The sequence below is a fragment of the Acerihabitans sp. genome (assembly GCF_036398755.1).
Lineage (GTDB): Bacteria > Pseudomonadota > Gammaproteobacteria > Enterobacterales > Enterobacteriaceae > Acerihabitans.
The window spans coordinates 16,507-37,384 of sequence record NZ_DASWOM010000092.1 but is presented as its reverse complement, the minus strand read 5'-3'; the positions used below and the strand labels follow the sequence as shown (position 1 = coordinate 37,384).

Here is a 20,878-nt window from a genome sequence, read left to right as displayed (position 1 = left end):
TGAACGTTAATCAGGAGGGAGAAACCACCGATGACAAGTAAAACCATTTGCAACATCACCGATTACGATAATAGTGAACTGATTCAGCGTGAGTTGTACAGCATGCTGGCTTACCGCCTGGGTCGCGAAGAGGCCGAGATTAACGGCCATCTTAATCTGGCGGAAGAGCTTTACGTTGATTCCCTTGATCTTATGGAAATTGAGATTGGCCTGGCGGAAACCTTCGGCGTGGAACTTAAAAAAAATGCGATGCTATCGATGCAAACGGTTGACGATCTGTTCTGCCTCGTCGTCGAGGCGCTTAACGCGCAACAGGTCAGCAAAATTTAATAGATTGACAATTAAACGTGGCCATAAAAAATAGGCTATTTTCGCGGATATTGATGCCATACATCATTACGATGTGATGGCCAAGCCAAAAAGCCTATGCTTGAAATGCGTCGAGGGAAATAAGTAAATTGTTTTGTTCGTTAGCTAATGATTGATTATTTCATATTCGATGGATAATTAATCATGTTTCCATCATGAAGTGACCGGCCCCCGAGCGATATACTCTTAAATATTACTATCACTAAGCACGAAGAATATTTACCATGCAAACAGAACAAGGCAAAACCGACCGCCCGGATAGGGTAGCCATTGTCAGACTGCTCAATGGTATTTTGAAAGGCTGTGAATATCCGTTATCGGTTGGAAAAACGCTATTTATCTCGGCTGATTGCGACCAACTGGAAAGCGAGGGCGCATTCCCCTCCTTTCCCGCCGACTGCGTGTTGATTCCCGCCGAAGGGGGAGGGGTCAATTTTGAACTCATCTGCGCCGCCACTCCGGACCACGGCGTCCTGTTGCGCAGGCTGGATGACAGTGGCGCCGAAGATGTGCCACTGGTGTCCAACCAGCCGATAATCCTCGGCGCGCTGGCGCTGGTGGTAAGGTCCGCGGATGAAAACTGGACGCATGAGGTGTTGAACTATCAGCAGGTCACGCCCGCCGCCCCGGTAAAGCCGAAGGCCGCCGGGCGCGCGAAGTGGGTTTTTGCCGCCGTGGCCGCTATTGTGTGTGCCGCCTTGATGATGTCATTATTAAATTCCACGGATGCGCGGCAGCGTGAAATTGTTGCCTTGACGCAACAACTCGGTGACGAACCGGGGAAATACCGCATGTTCCCCGGCCGCGATGGCGTGCTTTATGTTTTGGCGGATAACGAACGCGATGCCGCCTGGGGCCGCCAATCCCTGGTACGGTTGAAATCATCGCAATCGATAAAGATTAATAGCCATCAGGACGAAAAACAGCGCATCGAACACTGGCTGTCGCACAATTATCCCAAGCTGAATCTCCATAAGCTCCAGTTCGAGCATCCCACCGAACCGTTGTTGATGGTCAGCCGGCAGCGCGGCCAACTTAACGAAGCACAGCGCGAAGACATCAGGCGGGGGCTTATGCAACAGTTGCCCTATGCCGAAGATATTCGTTTTAGCGAGGTCGACGATGATATCGTCGCCGCGCAAGCAGAAGAGGGCATAAAGAAACTCGCGGTAAATTATACCAGAATTGATAACCAGGATAGCGTCACGTTTGTTATTAATGGGACCATCAATGATGGCGAGCGTCAAAGAATCCGTTTTTTTGTCGAAGAATACGATCGGCAATGGAATGGAAATTATGTTCAATTTGCCATTGAGTTAAAAGACGAGTGGCTTAAGGGGAAATCATTTAAATATGGCCATGATGGTTATGTCAAAATGACCCCCGGACATTGGTATTTTCCGAGTATAAATTAGGAGATAGTATGACTACGGTAAATTTTTATAGTAAAATCATAAATGATGAATCAAAAACTCGCGTTACAGACCAAGCGGCGTTGGTTGATAGTGCCAGGGTCGCTATGTATGCAGATGGCGCGGGTGAAAGAGAACTTTTGCTTTTCAAGGAGGCGCTGGGTAATAAAGAATTATTAATCGGCACCATAACGAGCGATATGGATTCGACCAAATCTACCAATACCAAGATAATTGATTCGATCAGGTCATGATTTTGTAATTGATTGCTCAATAATAAGTTATGCGTGAATGGGGGCAATGCGATCAAGGGTGCTTCATGACGATGCCATTTTCACGACATAATGATTTTGTTGGCATTATTATAATCGCTAATCTACTGATCTCAATTTTTATGAGGAAGAATATGTCTGAAATTAGCAAGGTGGTCGGATCATCCGCCTCTCTTTTAAATAGGGCTGATGATAAGGCGTTATCTATCAAAGACGCGCTGGCGGGTGCGGTAGTGAATATGACAGAGCTTGAACAACTGAAGGAGAAGAGTTTCAAAAATATCCACAGTGAAATCACTTTATTGAATTACAAACAAATTGCGGCCGAGACTGAGCTTACCACCGCCTTTGCGTCGAAAGTGACCGCCATGGCCCTGAATACCGTTCGCTCCCTGTTAAGCGGACAATGATGTTGCGGTCGATTTTATGCGCCGCCCTGCTGGCGCTTTCCCTGACCGCCTGCAATGACGAGCCGTTGCTCAAAGGGCTGGACCAGCAGCAGGCCAATGAGGTGATCGCCACCTTGCAGCGCAATAATATCCAGGCGACCAAAGCCGATAAAGGCAAGACCGGCTATAGCGTCGGCGTGCGCAAAGTCGATATTCCGGCGGCGGTGGAGCTGCTGAGGGTGCATGATCTGCCGTCGCAGCCGCGTATGGAAATATCCCGGCTATTCCCCAGCGATTCGCTGGTGTCGTCGCCGCGGGCGGAAAAGGCGCGCCTGTATTCGGCTATTGAACAACGCCTGGAACAGTCTCTGCAAACCATGGACGGCGTGCTGTCGGCCCGGGTGCATGTCAGCTATGACATCGACTCCGGCGATACCGGCAGGGCGCCGTCGCCGATGCACATATCAACGCTTGTGACCTACCAAAGCGACGTGGACTCCACCCTGATGATAAGCGATATCAAGCGGTTTCTGAAAAACAGCTTCAACCAGGTCGATTATGACAACATTTCCGTGGTGCTTTCCAAGCAGACGCCGCTGCAGCATTACGGGCCGGTGCAGATCCAGGAAGGCGGCTCCCGCCACCTCTTTAATCTGATTCCAGCCGCCGTGGCGCTGATGACCGCCGTCGCCGGCCTGGCATGGTACCGGCGCAGGAAAAAACCGACGTTGACGCAAGGGGCAGCCGGTCATGCAGACGATCGCGCCGCTTGATGGCATCCTTTACGATCCGCTGTCATGGCTGCATCCGCGTCGCCTGTCGCTGCCGCCGGCGTTGAGCGGCGCCAGGGCGCGCTCGATAGTCAACGGCATGATTATCCAGGCGCATGATTGGTCGGTGGATTGTCCGCCTTGCGCCGTTGACGGCCCCACGGCGTTGTTTATCCGCCATTGGCGTCGGTTGCCGCAGGCGGCATTGCTGATAGCCGCCCAACGACACCGGGCATCCCTCGCCCGGCAGGGGCGGTTATTGCTGCTGCCGCCCTGGGTGCGGCAATTTGCCGGGTTGGCGATTGTCGATTCTTTAGCCGTCGGCGACGCGCCGGTCATGCCGGCAACCTTGATTGCGTGGGGAAGGGGCGAACTGCTGGCGTTCGGCGAACAATTGCCGTTAGCCATCCGGCAGCGCATTTCCCTGTTATTTTCACCCGAGCTGGACCGGGAAAGCGGCGGTGAACCCAAGCCTGTCCCAAGCCGGCTCCTGATAAAACTGGCTTTACAACATGCCGAAAAACATTCCGCTACGCCGGATGCCGCCGATTTTGGGCGGCGTATTGATCAAACGCCGGCAGTTGGCGCGACAGCGCGAGGCGCTTGATATCATCAGCGAAGCGCGCCGTCAGACGCGCAACATGGTTAAACAGGCGCAGGCCGAAGCCGAACAGTTCCGCCAGCGGGGATTCCGGGAAGGATACCAGGACGGCATGGCGACCTCGGCCGCCGCGGTGGCCGATTATTTATCGCAGGCGCAACGTCTCGAGGCCGAATTGCAACGTCAGGTTAATGAGCGCGCGCGCCTGTTATTGTCGATGGCCCTGGACCATCCCGACACCATACTGGCGTTGGTGGACGAATGGCTGGCGTCATTGCCGCAGGCGGCCCCGGCCGAATCGATGATATTGCTGTTGCCGGAAACGGCGCGGAGCGCCCATGCCCGGCTTAAACAGCATATTGATGAGGCATGCCCGGGAACCGGCCAGATTGAATATCATCAGGATGATCGTGTGGTGATGAAATATGGCCATCAGGTGGCCGAGTTCGCCCCCGAGGCTTTTTTAACCGAGGGCGTGCGGCGGCTGGGCGGCGTGACCGCGATGCCGGATAAGTGCCGCCGCCTTACCGAAGGCGGCCTGCGGCGCCTGCATGAGGTGTTTTTGCAACATCATGACCCGGGACGCGCGCGCGCCGAAGAAAGTGATTGAACTGTGATCGGCGCGCCGATGGTATTTGGTCATTAAGATACAATTTACCTTATTTCGCTATCATCAAAGAATGGACATAAGATGAGACTAACAATAATGATAACGATGGCGCTGGCGCTGCTGGTCACCGGCTGCGCTAATTCACCCCGCTCCGGCGCGCCGGGCAAGCCGGGGCACAGCGCATATCTGGCGCAGGTAGTCAGTCCGGGTTGCCTGGGCATGTCCGCCGTCAATCCCACGCTTACGCCGCCGGTGTTGTATCAGGGGATGGTCAGCTGTATTAAAACGGGAAGGCAGGCCGACGCGGTATTTTTATTCGCCCTGGCCGGCACCTACTCTTATTTTGACGCATTGCGTCTTGACACGGACGCCGCCAGGCAGGCGCATTCCTCAATGCTGGGCGAGGCGTTGAAAATGATCAATACCCACCAGCAGCAGATGTTCTGGCAGTCCGCCAACGGCGCGTTGGGCAACCGGCAGCAGCTTGCCGCACTGTGCAAACAGGTCGATGCCATCGGCAAGCCGGTATATTTCCCCCAGTATGTCATGCAGCCCACCGGCGCGGGACCGGGAGCGGCCATGCCGGCCAATACCGACCCATTATGGAAAACCGCCATGAACGGTTATCTGCATTGCGCGACGGATGTGATGAGTATCCGTTAAAGGAGGGCGCCGCGAGGCGGCGCCTATGGCTATTGTCACGGCGGAGCATGTACTATATCCGCCATGATAATTAAACAGGCTAAACTCCCCGCATGGATACACCGTTGCCCTTTAATAACAACGAGCCGGTAAATCAACAGATATACCGGCTGCTGCGCAAGGATATCGTTGAATGCGTCATTGAGCCGGGCAAGCTGTTGTCGGAAAAGGACATCGCGGCCCGTTTCGCCGTGTCGCGCCAGCCGGTAAGGGAAGCCTTTATCAAACTGGCCGAAGCGGGGCTGGTGCAAATCCTGCCCCAGCGCGGCACCTTTGTGATGCGGATATCCGCCAAACGGGTAGCGGACGCGCGTTTTCTCCGCCAGGCCATGGAATGCGCCATCGTCCGTCGCGCCGCGCTCAATATTTCCGAACGACACATCATGCTGCTTGAGCATAATTTGCACCGTCAGGAGCTGGCGGCGCAAAACCGGCAAATGCGCGAATTTTTCGGCCTGGACGATGAGTTCCACCGGTTGCTCACGGAAATCGCCGATTGCCCGCTGGCCTGGGATATTATCGAGTCCATCAAGGCCGCCATGGATCGGGTGCGTTTTCTCAGCCTGGGCCAGGTCTCGCCGCCGCAGGGGTTAATCAGCCAGCATTACAACATATTCAATAGCGTCAAGGCGCGCGATGCCGATGCCGCGGAGCAGGCCATGCGCGATCATCTCCAGGCGCTGATCTTTTCCATTACGCCGATTTCCCGGCAGAACCGCGACTGGTTCGAAGAAAAATAACCCGCGGCGATCACTTTTTCATTAAGGATTTTAAATTGGCAAAAGGATTGTGGGTCGCCACGCCCATGTCTTTTTGCGCATCCTCGCCCGCGATCACCGTCGTGCCGTACAGATCCGCCTCGGTATATTTGGAATGCTCATGATCGTGGCAATACAGGCAGAGCATTTCCCAATTGCTGCCGTCCTCCGGGTTATTGCTATGATCGTGATCGATATGATGTACCGTCAGCTCACGCAGGTTGGAGTAGACAAACTCCCGCGAGCAGCGGCCACAGACCCAGGGAAACAGCTTAAGCGCTTTTTCGCGATAGCCGGTTTCAAGCCTGGCGTAGTTTTTTGGAATAAAAGCCATAGGGGACCTGTTTTATCGAGGATAAGATACGTGGGGATATTTTAAACCAAAACCAGCCTTCCGGGCTATGTATTACCCAGGGGCGCGTCAAGTAGGGCCCAGGAAGCTCTTTTATCCGTCTCGTGGCAGGGGACGATCGGGTCTATGCTTAAGGGTCATTAATCGATTCGACGTATTCTCCTGACCTTTTTAAACTCTAGGGATGCCGGCGCCAATGGATATCACGCATTTTATTTCTATCTACGGTTATTGGGCGCTGTTCATCGGCTGCCTGGCCGAGGGCGAAACGGTCACGTTGCTGGGCGGCGTGGCGGCGCATGAGGGCCTGTTGCATTATCCCGCGGCGGTGGCGGTGGCCGCCTTGGGCGGCATCACGGGCGATATGGCGCTGTATTTTATCGGTCGCCGGTTCGGTACGCGCGTTTTGCGCCGGTTTAAAAAAGCCCAGCCGAATATCGCGCGCGCCAATCAGCTGATTTTAAAGTATCCCCTCGGGTTTGTGGTGGGCGTGCGTTTTATGTATGGCTTTCGCCTGATCGGACCGCTGATGATAGGGGCAAGCAGGCTTGATCCGAAAAAATTCATCCCCCTTAATATCCTCGGTTCTATTCTCTGGGCGCTGATTTTCGTCAGCCTCGGTTTTGTCGGCGGCAGAATCATCGCGCCATGGCTGCAAAAAATGGATCACCACCTGAAATACCTGTTTCTTCTGGCGGCGCTGCTGGCGCTGTGCTGGCTGCTGCCGAGGACGATCCGTTATCTGCTGCGCCGCCGGCGCCGGGGATCTTAGTCCCGGGCCGGCGGCGCGACAATATGTGATTCATTTCTCATCGGCTTATTCACCTGCCCAAAAAATGCCGTCCCGCCGTTGGCAAATCCTGTGCGGCCGACAGCTGCCGGGGGGGAAATGATTATTTATACTTATTTTCCATAATTAAAATAATCATCGGATAAATAGAATAATGATAATAACCCGTAACCGAAGTACTCCACACAACCTGCTGCTGTTAACCACCCTGGCATTCACCATTGCCGGCACCGCCCACGCCGCGACCTATGCCTATGTCTCCAACGCGGATAGCGCCGATATCTCGGTGTTCAGTGTAAACGAAGCCAACGGCGCGCTCACGCCGGTGCAAACGCTGGCGGTGGGCGGCACCGTGATGCCGCTGGCGTTGTCCCCCGATAAGCATCATCTCTATGCCGGGCTGCGCTCCAAGCCTTATCAGGTATTAAGCTTAGCCATCAACCCTGCCGACGGCCGCCTGACCCAACGCCAGGCGGCGCCGCTGGCGGAAAGCATGGCCTATATTTCCACCGATAATACCGGCCGCTGGCTGTTTTCCGCGTCCTATGGCGGCAACCTGCTCGCGGTCAACGCCATAAACCCGCAGGGCCTGGCGGGGGATGTGCGCCAGACGATCAAGACCGGCCCCATGGCGCACGCCATCAGGAGCGCGCCGGACAACCGGTATGTCTTTGCCTCGGTACTGGGGGCCGACGCCTGGCTACGCCTGAAACTGGATGCTAAAAGCGGGCAGCTTACCCAGGATAAGGATGCCGCCTACGCATTACCGGAAAAATCCGGTCCCCGGCATTTTGTGTTTTCACCGGACAAGCGTTTTGTGTACCTGATCGACGAGCTGGACGGCAAACTGCATGTCTTAGCCTTCAACCAAGGCAAGGACAGTGCGCGTCCGATTCAGGCGGTATCGATCCTGCCGGCGGATTTTACCGGCGATAAACCTTGGGGCGCGGACCTGCATCTGACCCCCGATGGACGCTTCCTGTTTGCCAGCGAACGGACTTCAAGCACCCTGGCGGCTTATCGGGTTGACAAAAAATCAGGCCTTCTCACCCGCATAGGGACCTGGCCTACCGAAAAGCAGCCGCGTGGTTTTAATATCGACCCCTCCGGCAGGTATTTGCTGGCGGTGGGACAGTTGTCGCCGCAGATGAGTGTATACCGCATTGATAAAGCGAACGGCGCGCTGAAAAATCTTGGCCAATACCCCGTTGGCAAAGGCGCCAACTGGATTGAAATGGTGAAATACTGATTGCGTGCGGTTACCCTGCGAACCAGGCTGGGCAAGGCGTAGACCTTGCCGGCCAATAAAAAGCCGCTCTTTTCGGTTGAAGAAAAGGCGGTAATTGGGTTAATGACAATTGAAAATTAATAATATATAAAAAATCATCCCCGCGTTATAACATTTTTCCCATCGTCCCATCTTCATTACAAGCATGCCGTCTGCCAAAATCACTTCATAGGATATTAATTTTATGGATGAAAATATCAAATGTAATGCAAGGGTTAATAATAATTCTATTTCCCAGGTTATGGATGACGGCACTCCGCCAATAAACAGTATAAAATCGATGAAATCGAGTGGGAATAGTCATCTTGCGCATTTTCATGATGCTGGTTCTCGAAGTAATGTAAATATAAATCAATGCGTTAGGTTTAGTCGTCGAGAAAATATGGTTTATGGCAAGCTTAACACCTATATGCAAAAGTTAAAAAAAAGTCTTCCCGGGTTAAATCAAGGACGCGACGGAAAAAATATAACAATCATTATTGATGGGGAAGCGCATCATAATACCTATTTTAAGCAGATTCTATTGATAGAAGGCGAGATAAGTTATGCCGCGTATGTTGCTAAACGGTGGGTAGTCTCCGATGGTGACGCTTATTATATCGAAGATCTGATGTCACCACCGGCTAAATCATCGGTGGCGGTGTGCCTGGAATTGATTGCACAACTTGTGGCGGTGACCGGATTTGCCTGGCACGATTTGAAATACGGCAAGGATAAAGGCCGCGCCCAAGCGCCCGTTTCCACGGAGCAATCATCCAAGTCGGCCTGTGATAAGGATATCCCCAGGCCTGAAACCGTCTTCAGACCATTCGGTTTTTACCGGGTCTATGATCACGGTGCCGCTTTCCTACAGGGCTTTTTGACTATCCCAAGCGCTTGGGCCGAGGAGATGCCGGCATCGTTAGAGACGAAAAAAACGCAATATGCCGGACGCATATCAAAAAGGTCGCCCGCGCCAGGGCTATCCGCCAACGATTTTATATCCCACCCGTTACCACAAATCAAAAAGGAGACGCATAAAAATATACTTCCATTTTCGGAGCATATAGCGTGCAACACGGAAATAAACCTGCCCAATGACGAAGCCATGAAAACTCACACACGGTTAGTGAGGGAATATAACAATCAGACCTCCATCCCCAGTCAAACCCTGAAATGGCTCGATGGCTACGATCGCTTTCTGGCGATAAAGGTAAAAAATATCTTTGATCAAGCATTGTATTTAAAACGAAAAGAGGAATCCCTGGATATTATTATTCTGAAAAGATATTGCGAAAAAATATTCGAAAGCTGTCGAAATATAAATCCATCCCTATTTATTCATAATGACGTCCTTGTCATTGATTTAGAAGAAAGGGTCATGTTGGACGATTTTTTTACCGATATGAATGAATCATACAGATATGCCTTTAAAAATATCAATTTACGTATTTTACGGGAAATAGTGGCTTTGAAAAATGGCATGACATTTGAGGAGACAAAAGATCACCTCAAAGAACGGCACGATAGTCAAATTGAAACAGCCGATCGAGAACTTTATAAAAGTTATTTTAAATATCTGTCTTTAATGGAACGATCTCATTCTTTATATTCCGACCACCTTGAATTTGATGATAAATTCACACCCTTGGAAAGATCTTTATATCATAACAATAAAAATCTTTATATGTCATTGATTGATGACGATATTTTTGAAATGGAGAACCTATTGATTGTACGCTTCTTTTTATATATTTTTGAATATAATAGAAACAATGGAGTAAGCATTCAAGGTAATAATTTATTCATGCCAGGAGAATTTACTGATTTATGGTATCTTTTTTCTAAGTTGCCTGACTTTACAGATATAGACAAACTGAGTCGACTTTTTATACGACAAATTTTGGATTTTAATAATCGTGAGGAGGATGAGAGTGCCCATTTGCAACGGGTCATGAAGTTGATCGAATTTGTTCATATGCATTTTCGTATTGGTAATCAAGAGGACATTTGGCAACAGGATAATATAAAAACCATAGATAAATGTATAGAGCTGTTAGAAGACCAAATCGTCAATACCATGAATCTTGCGGATGATGCCATGGGCTCGATTAATCATCAATGGAAAGGAAATGAGATAGCACAAATTATCTATGATAAAGAATGCGTTATATTTCTGAGTTTTTTAAAAGATTTACAGCAGAAATTTGATCTCTTTATGACCTTTTATTATAAAAATAATATAAATTTATCAGCCAAGACTCATGCCCAGCGCTTGGTGTCGGCAAAAATTGAAGCGGTAAAATTAATTATGGCGAGCGAAAAGCCTTATGAGGAGGAAGACCAATTATTAATAGGATATCAGACTTCCTTAAAAAATGGCGATATCAATCTGCTCATCGGTGCCGCAACCTTTTGGTTTCTTGATTATTATCACAACAATGACATGTCCCTTAGGACACCAGAGGCATTAACCATTGTGAGGGAATTCCAGCAAAAAGAGATTCTCAATTTTATCGATCTCAAATCCAGGGAACAAGAAAATTTTACCAGCATTTTCGATCTCTCGTCATCTAAAAATTTCGCTGACCCCAACGATTATTTTGATCAATTTTTAGAATATCGTCTACATGATGCTTTTTTTGAGGCAAAAAACATCACATTCAATATAATTAAAAATTCTGAATTATCATATGTGGATTTGATTTTCCCGCCAAAGTATATTTATTCTTTTCAAATCTATTCCAGGAAATATTTGCAAAACACGTTAGTACCCTTTACCTGGGTTTCTACACCTGAAAAAAACCTGGGCTATATTTTAATTGTAAAAACCAGAAATAATAAACGGGCTTTAATTTCAACATTGCTCTGCGCGCCCTTCACCCGCATGATTGGCGAGGATGAAGACGAGAATTTCATTATACGCATCATACATGAGTGGAGCAAAACTCTTTTTAATCTTGAAATGAGGAGCAGACATAAAATATCAGCTAACATAACGGAATTATATTCACTTTTATATTTCCCCTTGCATAATGACACTGAAAGTATAGGCCAATTAAATCAAATACTGATCGCCCCTGAGGAAAATGAAATTGGCAACCCCATGCCTGAGTTTATATTAGTAGCGGATAAATCCGATAAGCCGGATGAATCACTGTTGAGCGCTATTGATTATTGGAATGAGAAAACCTTGATTGATACCGCAACGGTATTCAAGGAGGAGTTGCGGGATAAAACGTGGGTTGACTATTTGACATCGCAAATTCCTTTTTATGAGGTGTTATGGAATAATTGGTATGATCCGGATTTTGAATTTTCCTTTAAAGACATCATCTTTGATGTATTTGATATTGTCACAATCATGGTGCCCGTCGGTTCATCCATTAAAAAAATCACCAAAGAGAGCCTTGCCCAGATCCTGGTTAATGCCAATAAACTCAAGATCCCCACGCATACGCTTAGGCGATATATAATCAACAGCCTGATAAAAGCCAGTCCGGGAATTGTTTTCCGTAGCGCAAGAGAAATATCTGTTGAACTTCTTTCCTTTTTTAATCCAGTACCCTTTTCAGGTGTTATAGAATCCGAATTGACGCATTTTTTATCAAAAAATTATTTGTCTAGAATATCCTGGATCAATGATTTTTTATTTGATAGCATCACAAGCCGTAAATTTAAGCTCAAATCCTGGAGTGCTGAAATAGACCGAGGTTTACTGGCATTAGACGAAGATGGACTTTTTTCGATGACGCTGGAAAATGAATATAAGCAACGATACATTGAAATTGACCGCAGCCTTTATCAAGTATTCTGGGACTCGGTGATAAATAATTGGCGTGTTGTAGAAGCAAATAGCTCAGTACCTCGTAATAATGCAATACCGATAGAGAAAACCCAGTATGGTCACTGGTCCGCCTCATTATTTCATGACAAAGACCCCGTATCTCCCCTGCAATACGTACAGTATGATGTACAAATGTCTTTTTCGTGGTTAAATAAAATAAAGTTTGAGCCATTTATAAAACTCGATGGCATGGATTTTTTTCACGTCATAAATAGACATACGGGTTTTGCAAAAATTTTTGCGGTTTATATTGAAAATTTTCTAAAATGCTTTAAACAAAGACAGATGTTCCCGCATGAAAAGATTGCCATTATCAAGATCCTGACAAGCTGCATGCAGGGTGATACCGTTATCGATCCCGATCTTACTCATGCGCTTGAATCAGGGGTGAAGGATAAACTACATGAATTCGCCGATAATTTTGTACTCTTCGACCGCGTGTCGGTCAAGTATAGGTCAGTTATGTTTTGGTCTGGCGGCTACGATTATAATCCATTAAGTAATATTGTTATCGAAGTTATTATCAATAAAGTTCTTTATATAATAGATCTATCGGCTTTTTGGTCCCCGGTTGCCGATCGTTTGAAAACATTCTATGTGTTCCAGGAAAAAGAATGGTATCTCTCCTTATTGCAATCCCATACCGATAAATTGACATTAATTAAAAATAAAACTTTCCGCAACGTCAATGAGGCCCATGAACACATCTTGAAAAATTCCTCACCAGGCCAATTTTCAAAAGGCGTATCTCTTATCCAGGAACCGGTCTGGTATAAGGCGGCGGTTATACGTCAAAATTTAAATCTGTTCCGGCGTTCAACCTCCACCGGTTTGCCGGGCATGATCTCCGCTTTATCCGCCACCCGGATGGTGATGGATAATGACTTTATCCCTCACCCGTCAATATCGCCGCATCCTCCCGATGCGGTCTTCCCCCTGCTGGTATTAACCGTGGCGGAGTGGTTTGACCAAAAACAATTTTCGCAATTCAGTGATATCCTGTCATGGGCGGTGAAAACCGCCATGCCGCTGGAGAACTATATGTCGTCGGATCTCAGGTTGAAAACCATGGAGGATCTTTTGCGGGTCAAAGAGGGCAAGTTTCTGGCGGCGTTGTCTCAAGACGGTATCCTGAAGCATTTTTCGATAAGTGTAGGCAATGGAAGATTTGCCGGTAAAGGCAATAATTTTTTTAATTATCGTTTATCGCCTAATGCTTCAATTGTCGTTGCTGAAGAGATGGGGACTTTTTCCGAGGGTTATTTTTATCCCAGGGCCGACCATCAGCCTTTAAGACTGGTCGCCGGCAATCCATTAGGCAGGATATCAACGGAAACGGTGTTGCTGGATTCATTGCCTTATATCATCGCGCCAAAGTCTGAATTTGGTTTGATCGGTCCACAATTCGAACGGCGCCTGCTCAGCAGGGAGCGAGTTTTGTTAGGCCAGTATTTATCCGTGTTTAATTCCGGCAGGGCGCGCAATCGGCTTAAGGTGATTATTCATACGTCTGATTTCAAAACTAATTTTATGAGTTCTCAAGAGTTGGTGCATATTATCCGTGCCATGATTTATATAGATGCTGACCTGCCGGATCTTAACGCTTTGCAATCGATTGAAATGCTTTCCTGTTTCGATGGCTATGACGGGTTCACTCACACCGGCCAGGTTATCGCCGATGAATTCCAGGTCCAGGTTGATACGTATCCCTATTGGATCACCGATGCGGTTATGGCGCGTCATCCGCAGTGGTTCACCACGTTTAACGCCACGCAGCCCGTCCCGCTACCGGACTTGACCTCATTTAATGACCTGCGGCTGATGAAACGGAAACGACGTGTCAACCTGAAGAAGGAAAGACTGCATGATTTAGTGGGAATAATATTACATTTACGGAAAATAGTTAAACATAGCGTTACGAAACGTTCTTTTAGATATTTACCCTCGGTATATATTAACATCGCCCGTTATTTAATAAATGATCTTTCTTGCCGGGACTTATCCGTCTATCATCATCTTTCCGACGATTCCCGGGCGCTGCTGGAAAACATAAAAACCGAATACGATGCCATGACTCCTTATACTGATGACATCTATATTCAGTGTTATTTTGATATCCTGTATGCCATTGCTGAATTCAAGCATTTGATCAAATGGATCACGCCGTCAAGACCGCAGCGGCATTGAGCCGATCGCGCGGGATACGACGGCCTAGCCGAGGCCCGCGACGGCGCTGATTCTTCCCATGGGCGCCTAAAAGGTGTAACTCAGCTGCGCCACGGCGCCATAGTTGCGGTTGGCGCCAACCATGCCCGTCATGTCGAGGTGAACCACATTCAGGGGGGACAGGCCAAACCCGGTGGTAAAGACATTGTTATCGCCATGGCGCATATCGACGCGATAGCCTGCGCGCAGTTGCACCCAGGTCCAGGCGCTGATTTCGGCGCCGGCGCCGGCGTATTGGTTTTTTTCCTGCGACGAGAAACCGCTGGAGGGCGTCAGGTCAATATCGACGGCACCGGTGAAAAAATCCCTGTTCCAGGACGTGCCGGCGGTAACCTGCGGACGTAGGTTAAAGCTGTCGCGCACGCCGTTTACCTCTTTGGTCTCTACGCTACGGGCCACCAGGTTCTGCGCGGCCAGTCCCGCAATCCAATCCGGGGTGAGGTGGGTGGACAACCCCAGGTCGAGATTGGCTCCGTTCTCCTCGCGGCGGAACTCATCATTGCGAAAATCCGACTTATCGTAGTGGTTAATGGCGACATTGTAATTGTACGTGGCGACGCGTTGCAGTTTCGGCGTAATACCCACCGAAAAAGCGCGATCGTCCAGCTTGAATGGCAGGGCCATGGCCACACCGTATTCGGTTACCAGCGCGCCCAGCCCTTCGGCCCGTGATGCAAGCTGGTTCAGATCCGCGGGGACCGGCCTTATCAAACCCGCTTGTACGGCGCCAAGATACGCCAGGTCGCGATCGCTGACATTGGCTTTAACGCTGGCTGTCGCCCAATCCCTGGCGACCAGGGCAAAGGGCAGAACCGGGTTGGGAAGGGCTATTACCCCGTTCAAGGCGGCTTCGGCGCGGCCTTTATCGCCGGAGACGGCCCGCAGGGCGCCCTCAAATCTTTTTATCGAGCCCAGGGCGCCTGTGCCGCTGTTCGCTTCGTCTTTTAACCTATCCCAGGCGGTTTGCACCTTATCAAAGCCATTTTGCAGATTATCGGGATCGGATACCCTGACGCCAACGGCCGGAAGTATAATACTGACGTTATCGTTCTCATCGTGTTCGGCCAGCAGCGCCGGATTTACCAGCGGCGCCGCGCCGTAGTGGGAGGAGGCCACGCCGGTTCCCCCCATGGCGTCATTGCGCGCCTCGCTCCAGGTGCCGGCGGCATGCGCCGGAGAAACAGACGCCAGCAGGCCGGCGGAGATTAATATTCCAGTAATACGATTGAGATTCATCTGGATATGCCTTTATTTATCAGAAAAACAAACTGCGGGTAAAGCTATCAATTCATTTCTCCCTTAAATAAATTTCAAGCCGAATGCTCTTTTATCGGCAACGGATGGGAATTCATGAATTGTCCAAGGTGGGGGCCGGTCTGTGAGCGAAAATCAGGCCGGCGCTATGCCGAAAATGCCTGCCCGGGCAGTTGGCCACGGCATTGGACAATCGGGGTTAATTCGCTAGAATTAATACTGGGTATACATACAGGCCAAGCTGATGACAATCGATCTGTTTGAAGATGCGTTGCCGCCGCCGTGGCGCGAGGAGATAGCTCCCGGCGCGGTGGTGTTGCATGGTTTTGTCCGTGACCACGGCCCGGCGCTGCTGGCTGCGGTTAACGCCGTGGTGGCGCGGGTGCCATGGCGGCATATGACCACGCCGGGCGGTCACGTGATGTCGGTGGCGATGAGCTGGTGCGGCAACGGCTGGACCAGCGACAGGCGCGGCTACCGCTACTCGGAGCGGGATTCCCGTACCGGTAGGCCCTGGCCGCCGATCCCGGATATCCTGATGGCGCTGGCGGATGAAGCCGCCATGGAGGCGGGTTTCGGCCATTATGTGCCGGACTCCTGCCTGATGAATCGCTACGATCCCGGAAGTAAGCTGTCACTGCACCAGGATAAGGACGAACATGACTTTGGCGCGCCCATAGTGTCGGTTTCGCTCGGCCTGCCCGCCGTCTTCCAGTTTGGCGGACTGCAGCGCGGCGACCGCGCCCAGCGCATCCCGCTGGCCCATGGCGACGTGGTGGTCTGGGGCGGCCCCTCCCGGCTGAACTTCCACGGCATTCTGCCGGTGAAAGAAGGGTATCATTCCCTGGTGGGATCGCACCGCATCAATATCACCCTGCGCAAGGCGATGTAGCCGGTGACGACGAGCTTGGAAGCAGCAGGCGGCATCCCCCGGACTCTCGATCACGCATATATAACCATGGGAATCCGCCTGCCTATGCTTTGCTTTTTACCCATCCGGCAATATCCGTGGAAAATCCTGCGCTGCGGGAATCGGCGCCGCCGGGCGCTTTATTGCTGTTCGGCGGCCCACAGCTCGGCGTCCGCGCCGGCCGGGATACGCATTGGGCTGGACGGGTCGGTCGCCGCGCGCCATACCGCCTGGGCCACATCCTGTGAGTAAGTGACCGGACCCGCCTCGCTGAAAGAGGCGAACAGGGCTGTTACCAGCTCGGCATAGGCCGCGTGATCGAGGCCCGCCGTATGTGACTGGGCATTATCGGCGAAGCGGGTTTCAGGCGATCGCCCGGGCAGTACCAGGTGTGCGCGCACGCCGAATTGTTTAACCTCCTCAGCCAGCGACTCGGTGAACGCGTTCACCGCCGCCTTGCTCGCCCGGTAAGCGCTGAGCAGCGGCAGCGCCTTATAGGTCACGCTCGAGGTGATGTTTATCACTACGCCGCTCCTGCGCTGCCTGAACTGCGGCAGCACCGCTTGGGTCAATGCCATGGTGCCGAAAGTATTGGTGTCGAAGATTTCACGCACCGTCGCCACTGGCATGGCTTCGAAAGGCGCCGCCGCGCCAAAGCCCGCATTGTTGACCAGCACGTCAATCGGCCCGGCGGTCTCCACGGCCCGGCGAATGCTTTGCGGATCGGTTACATCCAGGGCGAGCACGCGCAGGCGTTCAGACGGCGGCAGGAGATCTGCGCGCGGCGCGCGCATCGTGGCGATGACCTGCCAGCCCTGTTCGAGGAAATGGCGGGCAATTTCGAGGCCGAAGCCGGATGAGCAACCTGTTATCAAGACAGTCTTCATGAAAACTCCTTACAGTGGGGAAGGCATGTCCAGATGATAGAGGCTGCAAGTCGTACTCGCTACCATCATACGTCCAAATTTCATGTGCGGGAGTCCGGAACGGCCGATCCGCGCCGAGGGGCCAACGCGGTTGCCTTGATAACCGGCTGTCGGTTGTGATTGGGATAATAAACTTATGTATCCTCCACTTGGCTGTCCTTATATGACCCATTCTATCGAGTGATTACCTGGCCCGCAGGCGTGAAAATCAGGCTGGCGGGAAACATCCTCGCGTTCCCGGTCGCGATAATCCGGTTCGCCCTCGGAGTCCGGGTTTAACAGTTATTTATTTAATTTATTGATTTAATTAATTTAATTTTAACGCTAAAGGCTGGTGCGGTCCCAGCAATGAGAATTGCCATTGTCGTTTATTCTCATTAGTGAGACCACGGTAGAGTAATGTAAAGATTTCTTGGTGCATTTCACAATATGTGACTAACATTAACAAAGCTAATGTGAGGTTGCGATTAAACACAACCTTGGCGGACCAACGCAGAATTCTGCTTAACCTGAACTGCGACTTAACCAAGCAAAGTCTGGCGATAAATGGAGATTTAAACATGAGCGAAACCCCCATCACCGCATCTGAACGTTACCATGAGACATGGGTTGAACCCGTAGCGGGTGTCCCTCTGAAGCGTATTTCGTGGAGTGCAATTTTCGCTGGTGTCATTATATCTATGGTGGTCTATTTACTGCTGGCCATACTGGGTACCGCCGTCGGCGCCAGCACTATTGATCCCTTGAAAGAAAATAATCCTTTTGATGGCCTAGGGACCGGCGCGGCCATCTGGACCGGGGCCAGCATGCTGATTTCCATTGCCGCGGGCGCCTACGCCAGTGGACGCCTGGCGCAGCGCGAAGGGGCGCTGCACGGATTGCTGATGTTCGGCGTTAACACCTTGATTTGCGCCTGGTTCCTGCTGGTGGTGGTAAATCATGCCATGAGCGGCGCCATGAGTATCGCGGGTAGCGGACTGCAAACGCTTGGCAGCGGCATTACCGCCGCCGCGCCGCCGGTCACGCAAATGGTGAAAGACAAACTGGCGCAGAATAATATTAATCTCGATAGCTTGCAAAATGAGCTGGAAACGACCTTGCGTCAAACCGGCAAGCCGGAACTCCAGCCGGAAAACCTGCAAAACAAAGCCGCGGCAGAAGCCGATAATGCGCAAAACCAGGCGGCCGATACAGCCAATCATCCGCAAACGGCCGACGCTGATGTCGCCGGCTTTGTTCAAGGCCTGATCCAGAGAAATGAAGATACCTTTCAGGCCGCCGATCGTGATGCCTTGAAAAATATCATCAAAGCGCGAACCGGTAAAAGCGATCAGGAAGCGGAACAGATTGTCGCCCAAACGGAGAAAAGCTATCAGCAGGCCCGCGCCAAATATCAGGAGCTGAAGCAACAGGCGGAGCAAAAGGCCCGTGAAGCCGGCGACAAGGCGGCCGCGGCTACCGCTAAAGCCAGCTGGTTCACCTTTTTTATGTTGATTGTCGAGGCGGTTCTGGCCGGCGTCATGGGCATGGTGGGGCGCCGCACGCAGCCCCTGCCGGTAGTCAATCGCCAGCATCCGCTGTAATGGGATAGCAGGCTAACGGCGGATCAATCCCGGTCCGCCGTTGCTTTTAGGCAGTAGCCGTCGCTTTAGGATGCATACGCGAGCATTGGCTTAAAAAGCATGGGTTGGATCCGGTTCTTTACTGAGCTTTATCAGATAAATATCCCCGACTTTTTTAACCGATCCCGCCGCGGGCCAGACAGGCATGTTATCAAAAACAGGGTTAAGCGCCTTCCTTTGCGCGTCGTCGGGCACGACGATATTCGGGTAACCCATTACCGTCATAAAATGAGTAATACGGCCGATATTATCCAAATCCCACGAAAAAAACGAACCGTTCATGGTCCCCTGCCAGGCATTTGCATAAATTGTGCTAAATTTCTTGCGACCATAGAAATCCATTTTCAATGGCGCGCTGGGATCAAAATCCGCGCTTGATTCACCAATCCTGCTATAGATATCCGCGGCCAATAGCCGATCGTGTGATTGTACTATCGCGCACGCCGCTATGTATTGGGAGGTTACGCCCATCATTTTAACCTGTAACAGCCCAACCAAAATGATACTGGCAAAAATAGCAACGGTCCGCTTGGCGGATAGCAGGATGAGGGATGCCAGCCAACTGACATAGGCAATGGGAATGAGCGTGCGCATCGGTAATGGTTCGCCTCCCGTGACCAAATGCAGGGCGAAGGGTGAAAATAATACCCCAAGCCATAACATTGAAATGACGGGGGCCTTGAACAAGGTCGTGCGGAAAATAACCAGGGTGGCCAGGCAAACGACTATGCCGCTTATCAAAAACCTGGCGCCATATCTCTGGGCGGATCCGCCATAGACGGCCAGTTGCTCTCTGAATATGGCATACAGCACGCGAAAAGGATGGCCTAGCGTTTTATCGTAATTAAAAAAGGCTTTGGCGATATAACCGCTATCATTGGCGATAAACCGTTGAGCCAGTTTGTTGATAATTTCATAAAACAGTATTGCCAGCACGACCAGAAGCGTTAATTTACCCAAGGTGATGGCCAACGTTTTAACGGGTGGCCGGCATAAGGCGTCCCGACGCAAACACCTGGTTAACAGGATGCCGCAGGCGTAACAGATAAACATCAGGATCAGCGATTGATACGCGGCAATGGCGCAGGCCAGCAGGATAATAGTTAACCCGGTTCTGGCGCGGGACTGATGAATGGCAAGCGTGCCGGTAAAACCCGCGCCGAAATAAAGATAAGCGCTTAAACTGATCAACACCAGGCCTATGGCCAAGGCGGGCGTATTGGCGTAAAACGTTGCGATGGTCCACCAGGTGGGAAACGCGCAAAAAACCGGATAGGCTAAATACGTCTTCCAGCTCGCGTGGTAACCATGTGTCCTGAGCAGCGCAATGTAAGAAGCGGCAAAGGCGGTGATTAATATAATATAGGGCGCAAAGGGAACCGAGGGCTGCTGCAAGAGAAACTTTTCGACAAGGTAGGTAAACCATCTCCCTTGACTAACCCATACCCCGGGGTCTTGACGCAGCGCCGCATTTTCGTTATCGATGGATAATGAAAAGGTAAACAAAAAATAACCATAAAATACCGCGCCTATAAAAATCAAAACGCCCATTTCACGGAATCTGAAACCATCAATACGTGCTTGCGCGGCGAAAGCGGCCAACGCGCGGTCGGCTTTTTCCAAAGCAACGCACAACGTATTTCTGCGCATAAACAGGACAAGAATAATAAAGGCAATCAACAGGCCCGCCATCCCGCACAGTGTCACTTTATATATATCTTCCATAATCTTTTATCATTAACGGTGATTCGTTATGCTCCAATGTTGCCCGCGCCGGTAAAAACAGAGAGCGGGAAAGCGG

At 50.7% G+C, this 20,878-nt stretch carries 18 protein-coding genes; 14 read left to right on the top strand and 4 right to left on the bottom strand.

From position 1 onward, the window contains the following. Positions 1-30: 30 nt before the first annotated feature. The 9 genes from VGC33_RS15510 to VGC33_RS15470 all read left to right on the top strand — a co-directional run bounded on the left by VGC33_RS15510 (position 31) and on the right by VGC33_RS15470 (position 5,865). The gene (locus VGC33_RS15510; protein ID WP_331121669.1) at positions 31-330 is read left to right on the top strand and encodes a phosphopantetheine-binding protein; all 300 of its coding nucleotides are present in this window, start codon (positions 31-33) and stop codon (positions 328-330) included. Between the two features lie 263 nt (positions 331-593). After that, a complete protein-coding gene (locus VGC33_RS15505; protein WP_331121668.1) occupies positions 594-1,784 on the top strand; it encodes a PrgH/EprH family type III secretion apparatus protein in 1,191 nt (396 codons plus the stop codon). Positions 1,785-1,792: 8 nt separating this feature from the next. After that, positions 1,793-2,035, top strand: coding sequence for a hypothetical protein (locus VGC33_RS15500; RefSeq protein ID WP_331121667.1), 243 nt, complete (start codon positions 1,793-1,795; stop codon positions 2,033-2,035). A 152-nt stretch (positions 2,036-2,187) separates the two neighbouring features. After that, positions 2,188-2,463, top strand: a complete 276-nt coding sequence (locus VGC33_RS15495) for a hypothetical protein (RefSeq protein WP_331121666.1) — start codon at positions 2,188-2,190, stop codon at positions 2,461-2,463. Continuing rightward, positions 2,463-3,215, top strand: a complete 753-nt coding sequence (locus tag VGC33_RS15490; RefSeq protein ID WP_331121665.1) for an EscJ/YscJ/HrcJ family type III secretion inner membrane ring protein — start codon at positions 2,463-2,465, stop codon at positions 3,213-3,215. The genes VGC33_RS15495 and VGC33_RS15490 overlap by 1 nt, the downstream gene beginning before the upstream one ends. Then, positions 3,193-3,819: a type III secretion apparatus protein OrgA/MxiK gene (locus VGC33_RS15485; RefSeq protein ID WP_331121664.1), complete on the top strand. Its 627-nt coding sequence runs from the start codon at positions 3,193-3,195 to the stop codon at positions 3,817-3,819. The genes VGC33_RS15490 and VGC33_RS15485 overlap by 23 nt, the downstream gene beginning before the upstream one ends. Then, the gene (locus VGC33_RS15480) at positions 3,725-4,423 is read left to right on the top strand and encodes a hypothetical protein (protein ID WP_331121663.1); all 699 of its coding nucleotides are present in this window, start codon (positions 3,725-3,727) and stop codon (positions 4,421-4,423) included. Before VGC33_RS15485 ends, VGC33_RS15480 begins: the two co-directional genes overlap by 95 nt. Positions 4,424-4,504: 81 nt before the next feature. Next, positions 4,505-5,086 carry a hypothetical protein gene (locus tag VGC33_RS15475; RefSeq protein ID WP_331121662.1) on the top strand — a complete coding sequence of 194 codons (582 nt, stop codon included), beginning with the start codon at positions 4,505-4,507 and terminating at the stop codon, positions 5,084-5,086. Between the two features lie 92 nt (positions 5,087-5,178). Continuing rightward, a complete protein-coding gene (locus VGC33_RS15470; protein ID WP_331121661.1) occupies positions 5,179-5,865 on the top strand; it encodes a GntR family transcriptional regulator in 687 nt (228 codons plus the stop codon). A 10-nt stretch (positions 5,866-5,875) separates the two neighbouring features. On the opposite strand, the gene yajD is transcribed toward VGC33_RS15470, so the two are convergent. Then, positions 5,876-6,217: an HNH nuclease YajD gene (gene yajD, locus VGC33_RS15465; RefSeq protein ID WP_331121660.1), complete on the bottom strand. Its 342-nt coding sequence runs from the start codon at positions 6,215-6,217 to the stop codon at positions 5,876-5,878. A gap of 214 nt (positions 6,218-6,431) precedes the next feature. Here yajD and VGC33_RS15460 point away from each other — a divergent pair, with 214 nt between their 5' ends. From VGC33_RS15460 to VGC33_RS15450, 3 genes are all read left to right on the top strand, one after another. Further along, on the top strand, positions 6,432-7,007 hold the full coding sequence (locus VGC33_RS15460) for a DedA family protein (protein ID WP_331121659.1): 576 nt from the start codon (positions 6,432-6,434) through the stop codon (positions 7,005-7,007). A gap of 172 nt (positions 7,008-7,179) precedes the next feature. Then, on the top strand, positions 7,180-8,274 hold the full coding sequence (locus VGC33_RS15455) for a lactonase family protein (RefSeq protein ID WP_331121658.1): 1,095 nt from the start codon (positions 7,180-7,182) through the stop codon (positions 8,272-8,274). Between the two features lie 223 nt (positions 8,275-8,497). Beyond that, positions 8,498-14,326, top strand: a complete 5,829-nt coding sequence (locus tag VGC33_RS15450; RefSeq protein WP_331121657.1) for a hypothetical protein — start codon at positions 8,498-8,500, stop codon at positions 14,324-14,326. Positions 14,327-14,392: 66 nt separating this feature from the next. Here VGC33_RS15450 and traF read toward each other — a convergent pair whose 3' ends face one another. Beyond that, complete coding sequence (traF, locus tag VGC33_RS15445; RefSeq protein ID WP_331121656.1) at positions 14,393-15,601, bottom strand: conjugal transfer protein TraF; 1,209 nt, start codon at positions 15,599-15,601, stop codon at positions 14,393-14,395. A 262-nt stretch (positions 15,602-15,863) separates the two neighbouring features. Here traF and alkB point away from each other — a divergent pair, with 262 nt between their 5' ends. After that, positions 15,864-16,511, top strand: coding sequence for a DNA oxidative demethylase AlkB (alkB, locus tag VGC33_RS15440; protein WP_331121655.1), 648 nt, complete (start codon positions 15,864-15,866; stop codon positions 16,509-16,511). A 158-nt stretch (positions 16,512-16,669) separates the two neighbouring features. On the opposite strand, the gene VGC33_RS15435 is transcribed toward alkB, so the two are convergent. After that, positions 16,670-17,416 (bottom strand): SDR family oxidoreductase, encoded by a 747-nt coding sequence (locus VGC33_RS15435; RefSeq protein WP_331121654.1) that lies wholly within the window; start codon positions 17,414-17,416, stop codon positions 16,670-16,672. A 599-nt stretch (positions 17,417-18,015) separates the two neighbouring features. Here VGC33_RS15435 and VGC33_RS15430 point away from each other — a divergent pair. Further along, on the top strand, positions 18,016-19,038 hold the full coding sequence (locus VGC33_RS15430) for a hypothetical protein (RefSeq protein WP_331121653.1): 1,023 nt from the start codon (positions 18,016-18,018) through the stop codon (positions 19,036-19,038). 90 nt (positions 19,039-19,128) lie between these two features. Here VGC33_RS15430 and VGC33_RS15425 read toward each other — a convergent pair whose 3' ends face one another. Continuing rightward, the gene (locus VGC33_RS15425) at positions 19,129-20,802 is read right to left on the bottom strand and encodes a glucosyltransferase domain-containing protein (RefSeq protein WP_331121652.1); all 1,674 of its coding nucleotides are present in this window, start codon (positions 20,800-20,802) and stop codon (positions 19,129-19,131) included. Positions 20,803-20,878: the final 76 nt, after the last annotated feature.

Bases quoted from the DNA above. Each gene is read 5' to 3' on its own strand.
- VGC33_RS15510 (WP_331121669.1), top strand. From the start codon at position 31: ATGACAAGTAAAACCATTTGCAACATCACCGATTACGATAATAGTGAA.
- VGC33_RS15505 (WP_331121668.1), top strand. From the start codon at position 594: ATGCAAACAGAACAAGGCAAAACCGACCGCCCGGATAGGGTAGCCATT.
- VGC33_RS15500 (WP_331121667.1), top strand. From the start codon at position 1,793: ATGACTACGGTAAATTTTTATAGTAAAATCATAAATGATGAATCAAAA.
- VGC33_RS15495 (WP_331121666.1), top strand. From the start codon at position 2,188: ATGTCTGAAATTAGCAAGGTGGTCGGATCATCCGCCTCTCTTTTAAAT.
- VGC33_RS15490 (WP_331121665.1), top strand. From the start codon at position 2,463: ATGTTGCGGTCGATTTTATGCGCCGCCCTGCTGGCGCTTTCCCTGACC.
- VGC33_RS15485 (WP_331121664.1), top strand. From the start codon at position 3,193: ATGCAGACGATCGCGCCGCTTGATGGCATCCTTTACGATCCGCTGTCA.
- VGC33_RS15480 (WP_331121663.1), top strand. From the start codon at position 3,725: ATGCCGAAAAACATTCCGCTACGCCGGATGCCGCCGATTTTGGGCGGC.
- VGC33_RS15475 (WP_331121662.1), top strand. From the start codon at position 4,505: ATGAGACTAACAATAATGATAACGATGGCGCTGGCGCTGCTGGTCACC.
- VGC33_RS15470 (WP_331121661.1), top strand. From the start codon at position 5,179: ATGGATACACCGTTGCCCTTTAATAACAACGAGCCGGTAAATCAACAG.
- yajD (WP_331121660.1), bottom strand. From the start codon at position 6,217: ATGGCTTTTATTCCAAAAAACTACGCCAGGCTTGAAACCGGCTATCGC.
- VGC33_RS15460 (WP_331121659.1), top strand. From the start codon at position 6,432: ATGGATATCACGCATTTTATTTCTATCTACGGTTATTGGGCGCTGTTC.
- VGC33_RS15455 (WP_331121658.1), top strand. From the start codon at position 7,180: ATGATAATAACCCGTAACCGAAGTACTCCACACAACCTGCTGCTGTTA.
- VGC33_RS15450 (WP_331121657.1), top strand. From the start codon at position 8,498: ATGGATGAAAATATCAAATGTAATGCAAGGGTTAATAATAATTCTATT.
- traF (WP_331121656.1), bottom strand. From the start codon at position 15,601: ATGAATCTCAATCGTATTACTGGAATATTAATCTCCGCCGGCCTGCTG.
- alkB (WP_331121655.1), top strand. From the start codon at position 15,864: ATGACAATCGATCTGTTTGAAGATGCGTTGCCGCCGCCGTGGCGCGAG.
- VGC33_RS15435 (WP_331121654.1), bottom strand. From the start codon at position 17,416: ATGAAGACTGTCTTGATAACAGGTTGCTCATCCGGCTTCGGCCTCGAA.
- VGC33_RS15430 (WP_331121653.1), top strand. From the start codon at position 18,016: ATGAGCGAAACCCCCATCACCGCATCTGAACGTTACCATGAGACATGG.
- VGC33_RS15425 (WP_331121652.1), bottom strand. From the start codon at position 20,802: ATGGAAGATATATATAAAGTGACACTGTGCGGGATGGCGGGCCTGTTG.